Source organism: Proteus appendicitidis, from assembly GCF_030271835.1.
Taxonomy (GTDB): Bacteria; Pseudomonadota; Gammaproteobacteria; order Enterobacterales; family Enterobacteriaceae; genus Proteus; species Proteus appendicitidis.
On the sequence record NZ_CP127389.1, the window covers coordinates 273,836 to 292,330 of the forward strand.

19 protein-coding genes are annotated in these 18,495 nt (G+C 41.1%); 17 read left to right on the plus strand and 2 right to left on the minus strand.

Annotated features, from left to right (window positions below):
* Positions 1 to 3: 3 nt before the first annotated feature.
* The 14 genes from mutL (at position 4) to rplI (ending at position 14,676) form a co-directional block, all read left to right on the plus strand.
* The gene (gene mutL, locus QQS39_RS01410; protein ID WP_285805257.1) at positions 4 to 2,016 is read left to right on the plus strand and encodes a DNA mismatch repair endonuclease MutL; all 2,013 of its coding nucleotides are present in this window, start codon (positions 4 to 6) and stop codon (positions 2,014 to 2,016) included.
* Positions 1,985 to 2,926, plus strand: coding sequence for a tRNA (adenosine(37)-N6)-dimethylallyltransferase MiaA (miaA, locus tag QQS39_RS01415; RefSeq protein ID WP_196571624.1), 942 nt, complete (start codon positions 1,985 to 1,987; stop codon positions 2,924 to 2,926). The genes mutL and miaA overlap by 32 nt, the downstream gene beginning before the upstream one ends.
* Positions 2,927 to 3,035: 109 nt before the next feature.
* Positions 3,036 to 3,323 (plus strand): RNA chaperone Hfq, encoded by a 288-nt coding sequence (gene hfq, locus QQS39_RS01420; protein ID WP_075672788.1) that lies wholly within the window; start codon positions 3,036 to 3,038, stop codon positions 3,321 to 3,323.
* Positions 3,324 to 3,417: 94 nt separating this feature from the next.
* Positions 3,418 to 4,701 carry a ribosome rescue GTPase HflX gene (gene hflX / locus QQS39_RS01425; RefSeq protein ID WP_285805258.1) on the plus strand — a complete coding sequence of 428 codons (1,284 nt, stop codon included), beginning with the start codon at positions 3,418 to 3,420 and terminating at the stop codon, positions 4,699 to 4,701.
* 92 nt (positions 4,702 to 4,793) lie between these two features.
* On the plus strand, positions 4,794 to 6,068 hold the full coding sequence (hflK, locus tag QQS39_RS01430; RefSeq protein WP_151436693.1) for an FtsH protease activity modulator HflK: 1,275 nt from the start codon (positions 4,794 to 4,796) through the stop codon (positions 6,066 to 6,068).
* Positions 6,069 to 6,070: 2 nt separating this feature from the next.
* Positions 6,071 to 7,075, plus strand: a complete 1,005-nt coding sequence (gene hflC / locus QQS39_RS01435) for a protease modulator HflC (protein ID WP_075672791.1) — start codon at positions 6,071 to 6,073, stop codon at positions 7,073 to 7,075.
* A 456-nt stretch (positions 7,076 to 7,531) separates the two neighbouring features.
* Positions 7,532 to 8,830 carry an adenylosuccinate synthase gene (locus QQS39_RS01440; RefSeq protein WP_072069601.1) on the plus strand — a complete coding sequence of 433 codons (1,299 nt, stop codon included), beginning with the start codon at positions 7,532 to 7,534 and terminating at the stop codon, positions 8,828 to 8,830.
* A gap of 428 nt (positions 8,831 to 9,258) precedes the next feature.
* Positions 9,259 to 9,687, plus strand: coding sequence for a nitric oxide-sensing transcriptional repressor NsrR (nsrR, locus tag QQS39_RS01445; RefSeq protein ID WP_109372704.1), 429 nt, complete (start codon positions 9,259 to 9,261; stop codon positions 9,685 to 9,687).
* Between the two features lie 39 nt (positions 9,688 to 9,726).
* The gene (gene rnr / locus QQS39_RS01450; RefSeq protein WP_151436694.1) at positions 9,727 to 12,219 is read left to right on the plus strand and encodes a ribonuclease R; all 2,493 of its coding nucleotides are present in this window, start codon (positions 9,727 to 9,729) and stop codon (positions 12,217 to 12,219) included.
* A 102-nt stretch (positions 12,220 to 12,321) separates the two neighbouring features.
* The gene (gene rlmB, locus QQS39_RS01455; protein ID WP_285805869.1) at positions 12,322 to 13,053 is read left to right on the plus strand and encodes a 23S rRNA (guanosine(2251)-2'-O)-methyltransferase RlmB; all 732 of its coding nucleotides are present in this window, start codon (positions 12,322 to 12,324) and stop codon (positions 13,051 to 13,053) included.
* Positions 13,054 to 13,229: 176 nt separating this feature from the next.
* Positions 13,230 to 13,625, plus strand: coding sequence for a 30S ribosomal protein S6 (gene rpsF / locus QQS39_RS01460; protein WP_151436695.1), 396 nt, complete (start codon positions 13,230 to 13,232; stop codon positions 13,623 to 13,625).
* 8 nt (positions 13,626 to 13,633) lie between these two features.
* Complete coding sequence (gene priB, locus QQS39_RS01465) at positions 13,634 to 13,954, plus strand: primosomal replication protein N (protein ID WP_151436696.1); 321 nt, start codon at positions 13,634 to 13,636, stop codon at positions 13,952 to 13,954.
* A gap of 4 nt (positions 13,955 to 13,958) precedes the next feature.
* Positions 13,959 to 14,186, plus strand: coding sequence for a 30S ribosomal protein S18 (gene rpsR, locus QQS39_RS01470; protein ID WP_000135199.1), 228 nt, complete (start codon positions 13,959 to 13,961; stop codon positions 14,184 to 14,186).
* A 40-nt stretch (positions 14,187 to 14,226) separates the two neighbouring features.
* Positions 14,227 to 14,676 carry a 50S ribosomal protein L9 gene (gene rplI, locus QQS39_RS01475; RefSeq protein ID WP_023583606.1) on the plus strand — a complete coding sequence of 150 codons (450 nt, stop codon included), beginning with the start codon at positions 14,227 to 14,229 and terminating at the stop codon, positions 14,674 to 14,676.
* A gap of 84 nt (positions 14,677 to 14,760) precedes the next feature.
* On the opposite strand, the gene QQS39_RS01480 is transcribed toward rplI, so the two are convergent.
* Together QQS39_RS01480 and QQS39_RS01485 are read right to left on the minus strand one after the other, a co-directional pair.
* Positions 14,761 to 15,405 carry a LysM-like peptidoglycan-binding domain-containing protein gene (locus QQS39_RS01480; protein WP_285805259.1) on the minus strand — a complete coding sequence of 215 codons (645 nt, stop codon included), beginning with the start codon at positions 15,403 to 15,405 and terminating at the stop codon, positions 14,761 to 14,763.
* A 74-nt stretch (positions 15,406 to 15,479) separates the two neighbouring features.
* Positions 15,480 to 17,165 carry a hypothetical protein gene (locus QQS39_RS01485; protein WP_285805260.1) on the minus strand — a complete coding sequence of 562 codons (1,686 nt, stop codon included), beginning with the start codon at positions 17,163 to 17,165 and terminating at the stop codon, positions 15,480 to 15,482.
* Positions 17,166 to 17,401: 236 nt separating this feature from the next.
* On the opposite strand from QQS39_RS01485, the gene QQS39_RS01490 reads away from it, so the two are divergent.
* Genes QQS39_RS01490 through zinT form a run of 3 tightly spaced genes read left to right on the plus strand, consistent with a single transcriptional unit; the run spans position 17,402 to position 18,438 of the window.
* Positions 17,402 to 17,650 (plus strand): type B 50S ribosomal protein L31, encoded by a 249-nt coding sequence (locus tag QQS39_RS01490; RefSeq protein WP_023583603.1) that lies wholly within the window; start codon positions 17,402 to 17,404, stop codon positions 17,648 to 17,650.
* A 10-nt stretch (positions 17,651 to 17,660) separates the two neighbouring features.
* On the plus strand, positions 17,661 to 17,786 hold the full coding sequence (gene ykgO / locus QQS39_RS01495) for a type B 50S ribosomal protein L36 (protein ID WP_006535739.1): 126 nt from the start codon (positions 17,661 to 17,663) through the stop codon (positions 17,784 to 17,786).
* Positions 17,787 to 17,790: 4 nt separating this feature from the next.
* Complete coding sequence (zinT, locus tag QQS39_RS01500; protein ID WP_196571618.1) at positions 17,791 to 18,438, plus strand: metal-binding protein ZinT; 648 nt, start codon at positions 17,791 to 17,793, stop codon at positions 18,436 to 18,438.
* Positions 18,439 to 18,495: the final 57 nt, after the last annotated feature.

The following is an 18,495-nucleotide window of genomic DNA, read 5'->3' on the forward strand; positions in this document are numbered from 1 at the left end:
GTAATGGCGATAAATTTATTACCTCCTCAGCTTGCAAACCAAATTGCCGCAGGGGAAGTTGTTGAAAGACCCGCCTCTGTTGTTAAAGAGTTGCTGGAAAATAGTTTAGACGCAGGTGCGACTTCAATTGAGATTGATATCGATAAAGGTGGTGCCAAGCTAATTCGCATTCGTGATAATGGATGCGGTATCAATCGTGATGATTTGAAGTTAGCACTTGCTCGCCATGCAACTAGCAAAATATCAAGTCTTGACGATCTCGAAGCCATAATGAGTATGGGCTTTCGTGGAGAAGCATTAGCGAGCATTAGCTCAGTTTCTCGTTTAACGCTGACATCGCGTACTCAAGAGCAAGAAGAAGCATGGCAAGCTTATGCCGAAGGCAGAGATATGGCTGTGACGGTTAAGCCTGCGGCTCATCCTGTGGGAAGTACAGTTGAAGTCCTTGATCTGTTTTATAATACGCCAGCAAGACGTAAATTTTTACGTACTGAAAAAACAGAGTTTGCACATATTGATGAAGTGGTACGCCGCATTGCGTTATCGCGCTTTGATGTCTCCATCAATCTTACTCATAACGGTAAACGTGTTCGGCAATACCGTGCAGTGAAGGACGAAAGCCAGCAAAATCGCCGTTTGAGTGCGATTTGTGGTAATAATTTTGTCCATCAATCAATGCAGTTATCGTGGGAACATGGCGATTTAGCAATAAAAGGTTGGGTAGAACATCCTTTATCAGCGGTGCAAAGTAGTGAAATTCAGTATTGTTATGTGAATGGACGAATGATGCGTGATAGATTGATTAATCATGCTATTCGTCAAGCTTACGAAGGATATTTGCAAGGAGAGCAGCAACCTTCTTACATCTTGTATTTAAGTGTTGATCCTCACCAAGTCGATGTTAACGTCCATCCTGCTAAACATGAAGTTCGTTTCCATGAATCTCGTTTAGTTCATGATTTTATCTATCAAGGTGTGCTGAGTGTTTTACGACAAGCAACGCAAGAGCCTTTATCACTGACTTCAGATAACGAAGAAGAACACGAAACAGCGTTAAATTTTCCTGAAAATCGTCAAGTTGCAGGTGAAAACGTATTTTCTCAGCCTTATCAAGCATCAATCGCTCAAACTCAGACAAATACATCATCTTCACACCAATACAGTGAACGAGAGCACAACAGTAACTCACCGCAAAAGCCCGCTTCTCAATTTGCAGATCGCCGTCAGTTTGGTGAAAGCTATCAACGGACACAAGGCGCGCTTTATCAAAAAATGATGCAAGAAAGTGTCTCTACATCAAAAGATAAAGAAAAAATACCATTATTTCCTGATCGCGCCCCATTGAATTTAGGTGAAATCGTTCATACAACTAATAATATCGAAGAAGATACTATTTCGGTGATGCCTCGTTCCGTCAATGCGAAAGATGGACAAACTGATTATACTTTTGGGCGAGTATTGGCAATTTATCAGTATAAATATGCGTTAATAGAATCTTCACAAGGTCTTGGGCTGTTATCATTGGAAGAAGCAGATTTTCTGTTAAAATGTGCGCAATTACTGCCTAAAGATGAAACATTGAAGCCGCAACCTTTGCTAGTGCCTTTAAAGGTGGCATTGAGTAAAGAGGAGATTAGCGTATTCAATCAGTTTCAATCGCTGATTAGTCATTTCGGGATCGTTATCGAAATTTCTCACGGTAAAGCAACAATACATGCTGTGTCGTTACCTTTACGCCAGCAAAATTTACCCGCGTTACTGACAGCATTATTAGCCTATTTGTCAGCAGAGCAATCTTGTACCAAGCAACAACTTGGACAATGGTTTGCAAAACAATTAGGCGCAGAGCAAGCACAGTGGTCGCAAGCTCAAGCAGTAGGATTATTGGCTGATATTGAAAGACTTTGTCCGCAATATGTCAGACAGCCAGCAAAAAACTTATTACAATTAATAGAATTACAACCGGTGGTAGCGGCATTAAATAATGAGCGAAGTAAACACGCAAATAAAACCTAAAGCAATTTTCCTAATGGGGCCTACAGCGTCAGGTAAAACGGCATTAGCAATTTCACTAAGACAAAAGCTGCCTGTAGATATTATTAGTGTGGATTCTGCGCTTATCTATCGTGGTATGGATATTGGTACTGCAAAGCCAGATGCGGCAGAGCAATCGCTTGCGCCACATCGATTAATTGATATTCTAGACCCCGCATTACCCTATTCCGCAGCTGATTTCCGACGTGATGCATTAAATGCCATGAAAGAAATTACCGCAGCTGGGCGAATTCCACTATTAGTGGGCGGGACTATGCTATATTTTAAAGCGTTACTTGAAGGTTTATCGCCTTTACCCAGCGCCAATCCAGATGTTCGTGCTGAAATAGAAAATAAAGCAGCAGAGCAAGGATGGGAGGCAATACATAAAGAGTTAGCATTAGTTGATCCTGTTGCAGCACAACGGATCCATCCTAATGATCCTCAACGGCTTTCTCGTGCGCTAGAAGTTTACCTGATTTCAGGTAAGACAATGACGGAATTGACAAAAATATCAGGCGAGTCTTTGCCCTATGATGTTTATCAATTTGCGATTGCTCCGAAAGATAGAAATGTTCTTCACCAACGCATTGAAGCTCGTTTTAAACAGATGTTAACGTGTGGATTTGAAGATGAAGTAAAATCATTATATGAACGGGGTGATCTGCATGAAGATCTACCTTCTGTACGTTGTGTCGGTTATCGCCAGATGTGGTCATATTTATCCGGCGAAATAGATTATGATGAGATGGTTTATCGAGGGATCTGCGCTACCCGGCAATTAGCGAAGCGACAAATCACTTGGTTAAGAGGTTGGAATGATATTCACTGGCTTGATAGTGAAGATCCGAAACAATCTCTTGACACTGTTTTGCAGGTAGTTAGTGCATAGATGGTAGGTTTGTGTAAAATTGATAGTTGCCAAAGCGCAATTTTTGAGTAGTTCATTTTTCGAACCAATTGGGTTCTAATATAAAACAACAAAATAAGGAAAACATAGAATGGCTAAGGGGCAATCTTTGCAAGATCCTTTCCTGAACGCATTACGTCGTGAAAGGGTTCCCGTTTCTATCTATTTGGTAAACGGCATTAAATTGCAGGGTCAGATCGAATCTTTTGACCAATTTGTTATTTTGCTGAAAAACACAGTAAGTCAGATGGTATACAAACATGCTATCTCTACCGTGGTACCTTCGCGTCCTGTTTCTCATCATAGCAACACAGGCACGAACCAAACTGGTACAGGCTACAATGGTGGCGCTGCTCAGCAGGATGATGTTGCAGAATAATAATCCAATATTATTCTTGATATAAGAAAAACATAGGTAGGGAGACTTTACCTATGTTTTTTCCTGTTTTTATAAAGTCCAAGAGGTTTCGCCTTTGTTTGATCGTTATGAAGGTGGCGAATTAGCCGTTTTAGTGCACGTCTTCTTTTCTCAAGAAAAGAACATTGATGATTTGCAAGAATTTGAATCTTTGGTGACATCTGCGGGTGTTAAACCAGTTCAGATTATTACAGGAAATCGTAAAGCACCTCACCCTAAATATTATGTGGGTGAAGGTAAGGCAGAAGAAATTGCCGAGGCTGTAAAAGCAAGTGGTGCAGATGTTGTTTTATTTAATCATGCATTGACACCTGCACAAGAACGAAATCTGGAAAGACTTTGTGAATGCCGAGTGGTTGATCGCACGGGAGTTATCCTTGATATCTTTGCTCAAAGAGCAAGAACCCATGAAGGAAAGCTACAGGTAGAACTCGCCCAGTTACGTCACTTATCAACTCGTTTAGTCAGAGGGTGGACTCACCTTGAAAGACAAAAAGGGGGGATTGGGTTACGAGGACCAGGCGAAACTCAGCTAGAAACAGACCGCCGCTTACTCCGAGGTAAAATTAGTCAAATTCTAATGCGATTGGGTAGGGTTGAGCGTCAGCGTGAGCAAGGACGGCAAGCGCGGAGTAAAGCTGATATACCAACATTATCCCTTGTTGGTTATACGAATGCAGGGAAATCGAGTTTATTTAATCACATTACCTGTTCTGATGTGTATGCAGCAGATCAGCTCTTTGCAACATTAGATCCGACGCTAAGACGTATTCAAGTTGATGATGTTGGAACCGTTGTATTAGCCGATACTGTTGGATTTATTCGACATTTACCTCACGATCTTGTTGCTGCTTTTAAAGCGACTTTGCAAGAAACACGAGAAGCGACCTTACTTCTTCATGTTATTGATGCAGCAGATAGCCGTTTTGAGGAAAATATTCATGCAGTTGAAAGTGTATTAGAAGAGATTGATGCTCAAGAAATACCAACACTGCATGTTATGAACAAAATTGATCTTCTTGAAGACTTCACTCCAAGAATTGATCGAAATGAAGAAAACTTACCCGTTAGGGTTTGGGTTTCTGCACAAACAGGCGAAGGTATTCCTCTGTTGTATCAGGCGTTGACAGAACGTCTTTCAGGTGAGATCGCACACTTTGAATTACGTTTACCGCCAGAAAATACAGGGCGCTTACGTAGTCGTTTTTATCAATTACAGTCGATAGAACGTGAATGGATTGAAAAAGACGGTAAAGTTGGGCTAATCATACGTATGCCTATGGTAGACTGGCGCCGCCTTTGCAAGCAGGAACCAAATTTATTGGATTACGTGGTCTGAAATTCGGCCATAATAATGAACATTAACTGAGAGCTGGCGACGAAATCGGCTCTTAAGCCTGATAAATCTAATCATAATAATGGAGCTAGAACATGGCGTGGAATCAGCCCGGTAACAACGGACAAGACCGCGACCCGTGGGGTAACCGAAACAGCGGCAATAATAATGGCGATGGCAACGGTAACTCCAACGGCAATCAAGGAGGTCGGAATCGCGGAGCATCAGATCTCGATGATATGTTCCGTAAACTGAGTGAAAAGCTTGGTGGTTTCGGCGGTAAAAAAGGTGGAAACTCCTCTTCTGGGCAAAATGGCGGTCCTCGTAGCAATGCTGGAAATCTGTTGATTTCTCTTGCATTAGGTGCGGTTGTCGTGGTTTGGGCTGCAAGTGGTTTTTATACCATCAAAGAGGCAGAACAAGGCGTAGTGACTCGTTTTGGTAAATTTTACCAAATCGTTGAACCTGGTCTGAACTGGAAACCGACTTTCATTGATGAAGTTCAGCCTGTTAACGTAAAAACTATCCGTGATTTAACCACGGGTGGCATGATGTTAACGTCAGATGAAAACATGGTTCAAGTTGAGATAAACGTGCAGTATGTTGTCTCCGATCCAGAAACCTTCCTGTTCAACCTGACAACACCAATTAACAGCTTAGGTCAGGCAACTGACAGCGCAGTACGTGGCGTTATTGGTCGTTCAGAAATGGAAAAAATTCTGACTTCTAACCGTTCAGAAATTCGTGACCAAACACGTCAAGAATTAGAAGAGACTATCCGTCCTTATAACATGGGTATCTCAATTGTGGACGTCAACTTCCAAGTTGCTCGCCCACCAGAAGCGGTAAAAGCGGCATTCGATGACGTAATCGCTGCCCGTGAAGAAGAACAAAAAACAATTCGTCAAGCTGAAGCTTATAAAAACGAAGTGTTACCATTAGCAAAAGGTAACGCGCAACGTATGATTGAAGAAGCGACTGCTTATAAAACCAGTGTGGTGATGAAAGCAGAAGGTGAGGTAGCAAGTTTTGCTAAAATCTTACCTGAATATCGTGCTGCTCCTGAAATTACTCGCGAGCGTCTTTACATTGAAACGATGGAAAAAGTGCTATCAAAAACACGTAAAGTTATTGCTAATGATAAAGGTAACAGCATGTTAGTGCTGCCTTTAGAGCAAATGTTACGTCAGCAATCTCAATCTACACCATCGAATACGCTTGAAGCGCCAGCTCGTGTAACGGCACCTGCTCCAGCTGCAAATCCAGCACCAGCACAAAAACCAGCAACAACGACTTATGGTAATGGTGGATATGGTAGTAATAATGGCGGTTATGGTCAGCCTTACGGCAATAATCAAGGAGGACAATAATCATGCGTAAAGTTATCGCTGTTGTTGCAGTTATTATTTTAGCGTTGTTGTACTCTTCTGTATTTGTCGTTCAACAGTATGAGCGTGGCATTATTTTACGCTTTGCGAAAGTTGTACGTGATGCTGAAAATAAACCTGTGGTTTATGAGCCAGGTCTTCACTTTAAAATTCCATTTATTGAGAATGTGAAAAAACTGGATGCGCGTATTCAAACTATGAATATCCAGCAAGACCGTTTCTTATCAGGCGAGAATAAAGACTTATTAGTCGATTCTTATCTGAAATGGCGTATCAGTGATTTCAGTACTTACTATCTGGCAACAGGTGGTGGTAATACAACGCAAGCGGAAACATTACTGCGTCGTAAATTCAGTGACCGCTTACGTTCTGAGATTGGTCGTATGAGCGTAAACCAAATTATTACGGATTCTCGTGGTCGTTTAACCATTGATGTTCGTAATGCACTGAATGAAGGTACTCCATCTCGTGATTCAAGTGCCGCTGATGATGCTATTGCTATTGCTGCGAAGAAAGTCGCTGAAGAAACCAAAGGCCAAGCGCCAGCTATCAATATGAACAGTATGGCGGCATTAGGTATTGAAGTGATTGATGTTCGAATCAAGCAAATCAACCTACCGATGGAAGTTTCTGAAGCGATTTATCAGCGTATGCGTGCAGAGCGTGAAGCTGTTGCGCGTCGTCACCGTTCACAAGGTCAAGAGCAAGCTGTAAAAATTCGTGCAGCTGCGGACAAGACCGTAACAGAGACACTTGCTGAGTCTGAGCGTGAATCATTACGTCTTCGCGGTGAAGGTGATGCTCAAGCGACTAAACTGTTTGCTGATGCATTCAACCAAGATCCAGACTTCTATGCCTTCATTCGTAGCTTACGTGCTTATGAGAAGAGCTTTAACCAAGATGGTAATGACGTCATGGTGTTAAGCCCAGATAGCGATTTCTTACGCTATATGAAAGCACCAACAAAAGCGCGAGCGATTGAAGAGTAATTTCCAAACGTATTAAAGCGTTTGAGTAAATAATAAAATCCTCCACCTTAAAACGTGGGGGATTTTTTTTGATATCAATAAGATAAAACGAGTGTTCAAGCTAAAAAATAAATAATTGTGCATAAAAAGATGAAAATTTACGCTTAATGGTTTCCAAAATGGTTTTAGCTGGGATAGTATAAAGCGAAAATTGCATTTCAAGATAAACCTTCGGCAATCCCGAAGCGTCTTCTTCGCCATTTTCACTTTTATGTCACTCTGCTTCCTGTTTTTGCGATCAAAACTGTTGATAAAATTCACAATACGTTTGTGGTGCGGATTTTTCTGGCAAAAATATTGACAATGGCAAGATAATCTATTGCTTAAAAGCGGGGATGACATAATTAGATAAAATCTACTGTAACTCTTGAATTGAGATGGTAGAATCCTTTTTTAAGCAACCGAGTGTATTTTGAAATGAGTAATAACGTTGTCGTATTGGGCACCCAGTGGGGTGACGAAGGCAAAGGCAAGATAGTCGATTTGCTGACAGAACGCGCTAAATATGTTGTTCGCTACCAAGGTGGCCATAACGCGGGTCACACTCTAGTCATCGACGGTGAAAAAACCGTTCTTCATTTAATCCCATCAGGCATTCTCCGTGAAAATGTTGTTAGCATCATAGCAAACGGTGTCGTTTTATCACCAGAAGCCCTGATGAAGGAAATGACTCAACTTGAAGATCGTGGCATTCCTGTTCGTTCTCGTTTACTTCTGTCTGAAGCTTGCCCGTTAATCCTTCCTTATCACATCGCATTAGACAATGCGCGTGAGAAAGCGCGTGGCGAAAAAGCTATCGGTACAACAGGCCGTGGTATCGGACCTGCTTACGAAGATAAAGTTGCTCGTCGCGGTTTACGTGTTGGCGATCTGTTTGATAAAAAAGCGTTCGCACAAAAACTTAAAGAAATCATCGAATACCATAACTTCCAACTGGTGAACTACTACAAAGTTGAACCTGTTGATTACCAAAAAACCTTAGACGATATCATGGCAATCGCCGATATTCTGACTGGTATGGTTGTTGATGTTTCTGACTTACTGTACAAAGCAACACAAAACGGTGAGTTAGTGATGTTTGAAGGCGCACAAGGCACTTTATTAGACATCGACCACGGTACTTATCCGTATGTAACCTCTTCAAACACAACCGCAGGTGGTGTGGCAACTGGTTCAGGTTTAGGTCCTCGCTATGTTGGTTACGTATTAGGGATCATCAAAGCTTACTCTACTCGTGTAGGTGCAGGTCCATTCCCAACTGAATTGTTTGATGAAGTGGGTGACTTCTTACGTGAGAAAGGCCAAGAATTTGGTGCAACTACAGGTCGTAGTCGTCGTACTGGCTGGTTAGATATCATCGCTATCCGTCGCGCGGTTCAAATCAACTCACTGTCTGGTTTCTGTATGACTAAACTGGATGTGTTAGATGGTCTGAAAGAAGTGAAACTGTGTGTTGGTTATCGTTTACCAAATGGTGAAGTGATTGATACAACACCTTTAGCCGCTGATGATTGGGAAGGTATCGAGCCTATCTATGAATCAATGCCAGGCTGGAACGAAACAACGTTTGGTGTGAAAGATCATGCTCAACTGCCACAAGCAGCACTGAACTACATCAAGCGTGTAGAAGAATTAACAGGTGTTCCTGTTGATATCGTTTCTACAGGTCCAGATCGCTCAGAAACCATCATTCTCCGTCATCCATTTGATGCATAATCTGCATTAAATTGGTTTGATGTGAAAATCGTCCCTGAAAATGACAGGGGCGATTTTTTCGTATCTGTTTGTTGGTTAAAATTGAGATAACAATACGCGTTACACATATAAGATAAGACAGCTTTACACTCGGTTTTGCTTCTGTTTTATCAGTAACGCGTAAAAACAGTAAGACAATGTTATTGTTGTAATGTCAGAAATAAGAAAGCGATCTGTTGAAAATCGACAGTATCGCTTTTTCTTTGTCTGTGATATCGCTATTATTTTGTTGATGGTCAAGTGAGAGACGGAAATAACTCACTTTTGAGCATATCTTTGCTAAATGTCCAAAAATTAAACATAATATTGCTTAATAAAATGATATTCTCATTAATATTTATTGATCCCTTAACGACTTTAATAGGGGAAACCACTTTTCAGAGGTCATTGTGCAATTAACCAGTTTTACAGATTATGGATTGCGAGCATTGATATATATGGCTTCATTGCCAGAAGGCAAAATGACGAGTATCACTGAAGTGACACAAGTCTATGGTGTCTCGCGTAACCATATGGTGAAAATTATTAATCAACTTAGCCATTTAGGTTTTGTTGAGGCTATTCGCGGTAAAAATGGAGGGATCCGTTTAGGCAAGCCTGCAACAAATATCATTGTAGGTGAGGTTGTTCGTGCTTTAGAGCCACTTTCATTAGTAAACTGTAGTGCTGAGTTTTGCCACATTACCCCAGCTTGCCGACTAAAACTGGTGTTAAATCAGGCAATTGAGCAGTTTTTGAAAGAGTTAGACCGTCACACACTCGCAGAGCTAGTTGAAAATAATAGCTCCTTATATAAATTGTTATTAGAAGATGTTTGAGTCTACTATTTCATCAAATCTGATAGCTTGGAGGTCATAATGTCAAAAGATCCTTTTCAGGATAGAGAAGCAGAGAAATACGCCTCTCCAATTGCTAGTCGCGAATATATTTTAGAAGAAATGAAAAAACGCACGGCACCCATGAGCCGTGAAGATTTAGCACAGGCGTTAAAAATTTCTGGTGAAGAAGACTTAGAAGCGTTACGTCGCCGTTTAAGAGCAATGGAACGTGATGGTCAATTAGTTTTTACCCGTCGCCAGTGTTACGCATTACCAGAACGCCTTGATTTGTGGAAAGGTAAGGTAATCGGTCATCGCGATGGTTATGGTTTTTTACGTGCAGAAGGTCAAAAAGATGACCTTTATCTTTCACAAGATGAAATGAAAAAAACGATGCATGGCGATGTGATCCTTGCTCAACCTTTAGGTATGGATAGAAAAGGTCGTCGTGAAGGTCGTGTTGTTCGTGTTATTGAACCACGAAATAACCAAATTGTAGGTCGCTATTTTATTGAGTCAGGTATGGGATTTGTTGTACCTGATGATAGCCGTTTAAGCTTTGATATTCTTATTCCTAAAGAAGATATCATGGGCGCACGAATGGGAAATGTGGTTGTTGTTGAAATCACAACAAGACCTACTCGTCGTACTCAGGCAGTAGGGCGTATCGTTGAGATCCTAGGCGAAACGATGGGAACAGGTATTGCAGTTGAAATTGCCCTGCGTACTCATGAGATCCCTCATACATGGCCTGAAAAAGTCACCAAAGAAGTTGCTGATTTAAAAGAAGAAGTACCAGAATCAGCTAAGCAAGGACGTGTCGATTTACGGAACTTACCTTTAATTACCATTGATGGTGAAGATGCGCGAGATTTCGATGACGCCGTTTATTGTCAACGCAAAAAAGGTGGTGGCTGGCGTTTATGGGTCGCAATCGCGGATGTGAGCTATTATGTGCGTCCACAAACAGCATTAGATACAGAAGCGCGTAGCCGAGGAAACTCTGTTTACTTCCCTTCTCAAGTCGTGCCGATGTTACCTGAAGTTCTGTCTAATGGATTATGTTCATTAAACCCACAAGTTGACCGCTTATGTATGGTTTGTGAGATGACGGTTTCTGAACAAGGACGCCTTTCTTCTTATAAATTCTATGAAGCGGTGATGAGTTCTCATGCTCGAATGACCTACACCAAAGTGTGGAAAATCATTCAAGGTGATGAAGAACTGCGTGAACATTATAAACCTATCGTTCAAGATATTGAGCATCTATACGAATTGTATCAAGTGCTAGATAAAGCGCGTGAGCAACGTGGTGCGATTGGTTTTGAGTCAGAAGAAGCGAAGTTTATCTTTAATGCAGAGCGTCGTATTGAGCGTATTGAGCCAGTTGTTCGTAATGATGCACACAAATTGATTGAAGAGTGCATGATCCTTGCTAATATCGCAGCCGCTCGCTTTGTTGAGAAAAACGAAGAACCTGCACTTTATCGTATTCATGATAAACCCAAAGAAGAGAGCGTTCTGAATTTACGTTCAGTCTTTAATGAATTAGGGTTAACGCTGCCAGGAGGCTTAACGCCAGAGCCAGCAGATTACGCGCGTGTCATGAAAGAAGTTGAAGACCGTCCTGATCGTGAAATGCTGCAAACCATGATCTTGCGTTCCATGAAACAAGCGATTTACGATCCTGAAAATCGTGGGCACTTTGGTTTAGCACTAAAATCTTACGCGCACTTTACCTCGCCAATTCGTCGTTATCCGGACTTAGCGTTGCATCGCGCTATTAAATATCAAATTGCGAAACAAGAAGGTCACGGTTCACAGCGCTGGACACCAACAGGTGGCTACCATAGTGATATGGACACCATGTTGCAATTAGGTGAGCACTGCTCTTTAACAGAGCGCCGTGCTGATGAAGCAACACGAGATGTCGCTGATTGGCTGAAGTGTGACTTTATGCTGGATCAAATTGGTCAACAATTTACAGGTATTATCACTAGCGTAACGGGCTTTGGTTTCTTTGTTCGCTTAAATGATCTGTTTATTGATGGTCTGGTGCATGTTTCTACATTAAATAATGATTACTATCAGTATGATAATGTAGGACAACGCTTAATTGGTGAGTCTTCAGGACAAGTTTATCGCCTTGGTGATGAAGTTGAAGTGAAAGTGGAAGCGGTCAGTATGGATGAACGTACTATCGACTTCTCTTTAATTTCAACAACACGCACTGCACGTAATCCGGGTAAAACAGCCCGTGTTCGTGGACTAAAAGGTGAAAAAGACAAGAAAAACGCTAGTTCTAGCAAGTCTCGTCGTCGTGATGCAAGCAAAGATAAAAACTTTGAGCCAGATAGTGCCTTCAAAAAAGGCAAATCATCAGGTCGAGGTAAGGCGAGCAAAGATAACGCTGTAAAAGACCAAGTTGCGAAAGATAAAGCAAGTAGCAAACGTAAGAAAGCATCATCACAAACCAAAAAGATAGAGGCAAAACTTAAAGCTAAACGCGCAGCCAAACGCGATAACGCATAAAGTTTCGTTCTTCTGGTTCTTTTTTAAAAGGCGGAGACTCCGCCTTTTATCTGTTTTGTGCCTTTTATTTTTTAATGAGTAAGCACCGCTATGAGCGAAGAAATTATTTATGGTATTCACGCAGTAACCGCATTACTTGAGCGTGATCCTGCACGTTTTAAAGAAGTTTATGTATTAAAAGGGCGTGAAGATCGCCGTTTAACACCGGTTATTCATGAATTAGAAGCGCAAGGTATTCTGGTTCAAGTGGCTAATCGCCAATGGTTAGATAGCCAAACAGAGGGTGCTGTTCACCAAGGTATTATTGCTAAAGTAAAACCAGGTCGTCAGTATCAAGAACAAGATTTACCAGACTTGTTAGCTAAAGTGGGTACACCTTTCTTATTAGTGCTAGATGGCGTTACTGATCCCCATAATTTAGGGGCTTGTTTACGTAGTGCCGATGCCGCTGGTGTGCATGCTGTCATCGTTCCGAAAGATCGTTCTGCACAATTAAATGCAACAGCCAAAAAAGTGGCTTGTGGTGCTGCAGAAAGTGTCCCTTTAATTAAAGTGACTAACCTTGCTCGTACATTACGTTTTCTGCAAGAAGAGAATGTTTGGATTGTCGGCACAGCAGGCGAAGCAGACCATACGTTATATCAAAGCAAACTCACAGGTCCAATGGCATTAGTGATGGGCGCTGAAGGTGAAGGTATGCGTCGTTTAACTCGCGAGCATTGTGATGAGCTGATCAGTATCCCTATGGCGGGTACGGTGTCTTCGCTCAACGTTTCTGTAGCAACTGGCGTTTGCTTATTTGAAGCGATGCGCCAGCGTATTATTTTGAAATAATTGTGTGAAATAATTGCTGGGTTCATTTTATTCTCTATACTCCCTTGAGTTTTATTGGCCGCGGGGGTATAGTTACGCGTCAATTTTTTCAGTCACAACTTAAACAAGTTCCTTGCCTCCATGGGTGGTGACTGACCCTGACAGGAGGCTGATAAATCCGTAAGGAGCAATATCAAATGCGTCATTACGAAATCGTTTTTATGGTTCATCCTGACCAGAGCGAACAAGTTCCGGGCATGATCGAGCGTTATAAAACCGCTATCACTAATGCAAATGGTCAGATCCACCGTCTAGAAGACTGGGGTCGTCGTCAATTAGCTTATCCAATCAACAAACTGCACAAAGCACACTACGTTCTGATGAACGTTGAAGCTCCGCAGGAAGTGATTGATGAACTGGAAACTACTTTCCGTTTCAACGATGCCGTTCTCCGCAACATGATTATGCGTACTAAACACGCAGTAACTGAAGCTTCTCCAATGGTTAAAGCAAAAGACGAACGCCGTCGTGATATCGCTGATGACCTTGATGAAGATGAAGTTGATGATGTAGCAGAGGATTCTGAAGAGTAATTAGTGCTGTGACGGCTAATAATCATTTGGTGCTAACAGGCACAGTGTGCAAGGCATTAATTCGAAAAATTAGCCCCGCTGGGATCCCGCACTGTCAATTTGTTATTGAACATCGTTCAATACAAGAAGAGGCGGGATTAAAAAGACAATCATGGTGCCGAATGCCCATTATTGCTAGCGGGAAAGCGTTACAAGCAGTTACTCACAGTATAACGGTCGGCAGCCAAATCACCGTTTCTGGATTCATTAGTAGCCATCAGGCGCGAAATGGATTGTTTAAATTGGTGCTTCATGCCGAGCAGATTGAATTGATAGATTCTGGAGACTAGCCATATGGCACGTTATTTCCGTCGTCGTAAGTTCTGCCGTTTCACAGCAGAAGGCGTACAAGAGATCGATTATAAAGATATCGCTACGCTGAAAAACTATATCACTGAAAGTGGTAAAATTGTACCAAGTCGTATCACCGGTACTCGTGCAAAATACCAGCGTCAGCTGGCTCGTGCTATCAAGCGCGCACGCTACCTGTCTTTATTACCTTATACTGATCGTCATCAGTAATAGGTATATAGTCCATTAATGACTTGTAGAGGATAAGGTAATGCAAATTATTCTGCTTGATAAAGTAGCGAATCTGGGTAGCCTGGGTGATCAGGTTAACGTAAAATCGGGCTATGCTCGTAACTATTTAATCCCACAGGGTAAAGCTGTTTCTGCGACTAAGAAAAACATCGAGTTTTTCGAAGCGCGTCGTGCTGAGTTAGAAGCTAAATTAGCTGAAACTTTAGCAGCAGCTGAAGCTCGTGCAGCGAAGATCAATGCACTGGGTTCTGTCACTATCAGCTCTAAAGCGGGTGACGAAGGTAAACTGTTTGGTTCAATCGGTACTCGTGACATCGCTGATGCTGTAACTGCAGCTGGCGTTGAAATGTGTAAGAGCGAAGTTCGCCTGCCAAATGGCGTTCTGCGTACTACTGGTGACCACGAAGTTCACTTCCAAGTTCACAGTGACGTATTCGCTGAACTGAATGTTATCATCGTTGCTGAATAATCTCTGATTAAACAGTTAATGTTGATAAAGAAAAACGCCAGCTTAGCTGGCGTTTTTTTTTGGGATAAATAAATGCTTTTCTTACTATGGTGTACGGTAATAACTTCCATCACTCAAACGAGTGTAAGTGATAACAGTACCGGCGCTATTTGTCACTTCTAGCATACTGACATCACCTTGTGGATTACGCTGTAAACGAATAGTTTGCCCAGAGCGTAATTGGCTTAATGATTTTTGCTGATCTTCTGATTTCGCCATAGAGAATGCATCATTGACAGGAAGTTGATTGTCTCTAAAAAGTTGCGCTAAGGTCTGTCCCTCTTTAATGGTATAAGTTTGCCATGTTTGCGCTGGTGTTGATTGCGTGTTTTGTTGCGGTGCTGTTTGAGCAATATTGCCCTCAGGATCATTTGTCATTGGCTCCTCTATTGATGGAGAAGCCCCAGATTCGGCATTTAAACTATCTTGTGCTTGAGGGATCGGTGTTTGATACGCCGGATTATTGGTAGATGCTATTGGCACAGGAAGATCATGCGTTGATGATGATGGCTGAGGTGGCTCACTGGTGTTTTCACTTGTCGGCCAAAAAAACACGACCAATAAAGCAATAGCAATAACCAGTATTGCTCGACGATGTAAGCCAGGGAATTTGCCCATATTCACCTCATTATTGATCTGTGAATCAGTATTATGAATTGCTGTAACATCTTTTTTATTTCTTGTAGCCATACTAGCACGAACCATGATCCTAACTTGCTCCCTGAATTCTTTTCAGAATTATCTATTCGCTCTAACCGTTAATGTTATTTATTCCCTTGATGGTTAACTAAAAAGAGTTTCATACGTTGATACGCATTTTTATCTGTTTCTATGGTTAAAGCCTGCGTTAATTCACCGTAAAGATCATGAGGCAATAATGTGTCAGACCATGTTGAAAGAACATTCAGCGCCATATTTCTATCACGCAATGTCGGGCTGCGTAATTGCCTTTTGATCAGTGACCAGCCGATACCAGGAAAACCACCAAGATCTTGCATAATATATTCAACGGCATGATGGGGCTGATATTCAGAGTAGGTAGTTATTAATGGATCATCTGTGCTATCGAATTCTGTTAATTCAATTTGTTGTTCTGCAAGTTTAACTACTCTTTCTATTTTATGAGAAGCATCCGTTTGCATTAATTGGTGCCACCAATCCGCATTGGGATTATCTTTTTGTAGTGAAAAGAGCAATTCCCAAATATCAAGGCGAAGAGATTTAGCAACAAGGCTTGCTTGGTAACTTTTTGAGCGAGAAGAGTTTTGTAATGCTTCGATAATGAGTATCGACCATTCTGGTTTTTGAATAATATTTTGTGAAGTGGAGATAATTTGTTGTTGGTATTGATCGTCCCAGCCGAGAGACTCGAGTAATAACCAATCTTCACCACTATTTTGAACAAAGTCGGCGATTTCACAGACGCAATAAAGAAGTTTTAATTCTTTGGGTGGCAAAGAATCAACTTGTGAAATAAAAGTATTACACGCTTGGACGCCTTCTACATAATCATAGATATCTTTTGTAGGACCCCCATTAAGCAGTGCGCGTAAAAGATCACTACAACCAAGCAGTAACTCATTATCTAAAGGATGCGTATTCAACATCTCTAATAATGCGCCTTTTGTGACGCAGTCATAGGCCACATATTCTGTCATTACGTTATTTTTATACCCTTCAGTCAGCAGCCAATAACGATTATTAATAGACAATGTTGAAGGCAGATATTCGATAAATTGGATACGTCCCCAGCCTTTTGTTCGTTGACCTAGGGAATATAAAAAAGGCTCCAATTCTTCACAAGAAAGGCGCTGTTTCAGCGAACGAATAGCATAAAGTGTAAATTCAGGGTGAAGGGCAAACAATAAAAGTAAACGTTGAGAAGGACTATCGCTAAATGTACCTAATAGCCCTAATGCAATTTTGATCGGATTTTTATCAGGGCTTGACTTCAAGATCCACAAGATGAATTGAAAATAGACCTCATGATTAATCAATGTTTCATCTTGTTCTATTTTCTTTATCAGATGTGGAAGATAGGTAATAGGCGCGAGTTTATCTTGGCAGGCCATGGAATAAAAAGAATCAATATGCTCTTTATCAGGCAAAAGAACGAGATGTTTTATTGCATGATAGAGTGATAAGGCAAATTCCTCACATGCTTTTTGAGAAGGTAGTTGCTCAATGGCTCGACCTATTCGTTGGTGCAAAATAATACCTTCACGAGCGCCAGCTGACCAACTAAAAGGTATTGAATTATCAGGTTTTACTTTTAGATGTGCGTCTGACAATAGATTTAATTCATCAGGTAATGGTGTATCACCTATTTCATAAGGTCTTAATTGTGAAAAAATTGAAGGCGCAGAAGACGAGTAAACGTTAGGAAAGTCTACTGTGAGATCGATAGACAAAGGTGACTTACTGAAAAGCTTATTGCGCCAATTAGTCATAATAAATCCTATTTGTTTTGCCGTCTTAGTATAACTTTAGCGGAAAATAGGAGGGCTGGATAAAAAAAGCCAGAAAATCCACTTATATCACTAAAAAAATTCCCACCTCAAAATTCCTCCCTTCTTAAGATCAAAAAAACAAATCAAAAAAAACTGGTCAATAAAATTAAAAAGGGGTACATTAGCGCAATTCCAAATTGTTATATTATAACATTGCAAATAAAATGAGGTTTATTATGAAACTAGGTATCCACCCTCAATATCGAACAGTGATTTTCCATGACACCAGCGCAGATGCTTATTTTAAAGTGGGTTCAACCATCCAAACGGAAAAGACAATAGAGTATGAAGGGCAAACATACCCTTATGTGACATTAGATGTCTCCTCTCAATCACACCCATTTTATACCGGTAAGCAGAAGACACATTCTCAAGAAGGTAATGTGGCACGCTTTAATAAACGTTTTGGTCAATTTATTAAGTAAGGAAGAAAAAATGCAGGTATTAAGTTCATTAAAAAGCGCTAAACAACGTCATCCAGATTGTAAGGTGGTGCGTCGCCGTGGTCGCCTTTATGTGATTTGTAAATCAAATCCACGTTTTAAAGCGGTTCAGGGGTGAAATTATGCAAAAGCCAGTTCTTTCTTGTATTTTAATCATGGGATTATTGGGTAGTGCAATGTCTGTTTTAGCACATAGCCACCATCATGAAAAAGTACAAACACAAGCACAGCGAGATGCAGCGAATGGGATTTTTGAGGACAAGGACGTTCTCAATCGCCAGCTTAGTGATTGGGATGGCGTATGGCAATCTGTAGAGCCTTATCTGGTGAGTGGCGAGCTAGATGAGGTTTTACAAAAGAAAGCAGAAACGAAAAAAGATAAAACGGTTGAAGAGTACCGAGCCTATTACGCACAAGGCTATAAAACTGATGTGGATATGGTTGGTATTGAAAACAATATTATTGAGTTCCATAGAGGCGAGAACGTCGATAGCTGTGAATATCACTATGATGGTTATCGTATTCTACATTATGAGTCTGGTAAAAAAGGTGTACGTTATCTTTTCCGCTGTGATGATGCTAAAAGCCAAGCACCTAAATTTATTCAATTTAGCGACCATATTATTGCGCCAGAGAAAGCAGGGCACTTCCATTTATATATGGGCAATATATCGCAAGATGAATTACTTAAAGAACTAAGTAACTGGCCAACGTATTATCCTTATTCCATGAAAGCAGATGATATTGTTCATGAAATGCTTTATCACTGATTTAAGTAAAATAAATAGAAAATAAAATAATAAAAAATCTTTAGCAAAGGAATGCTA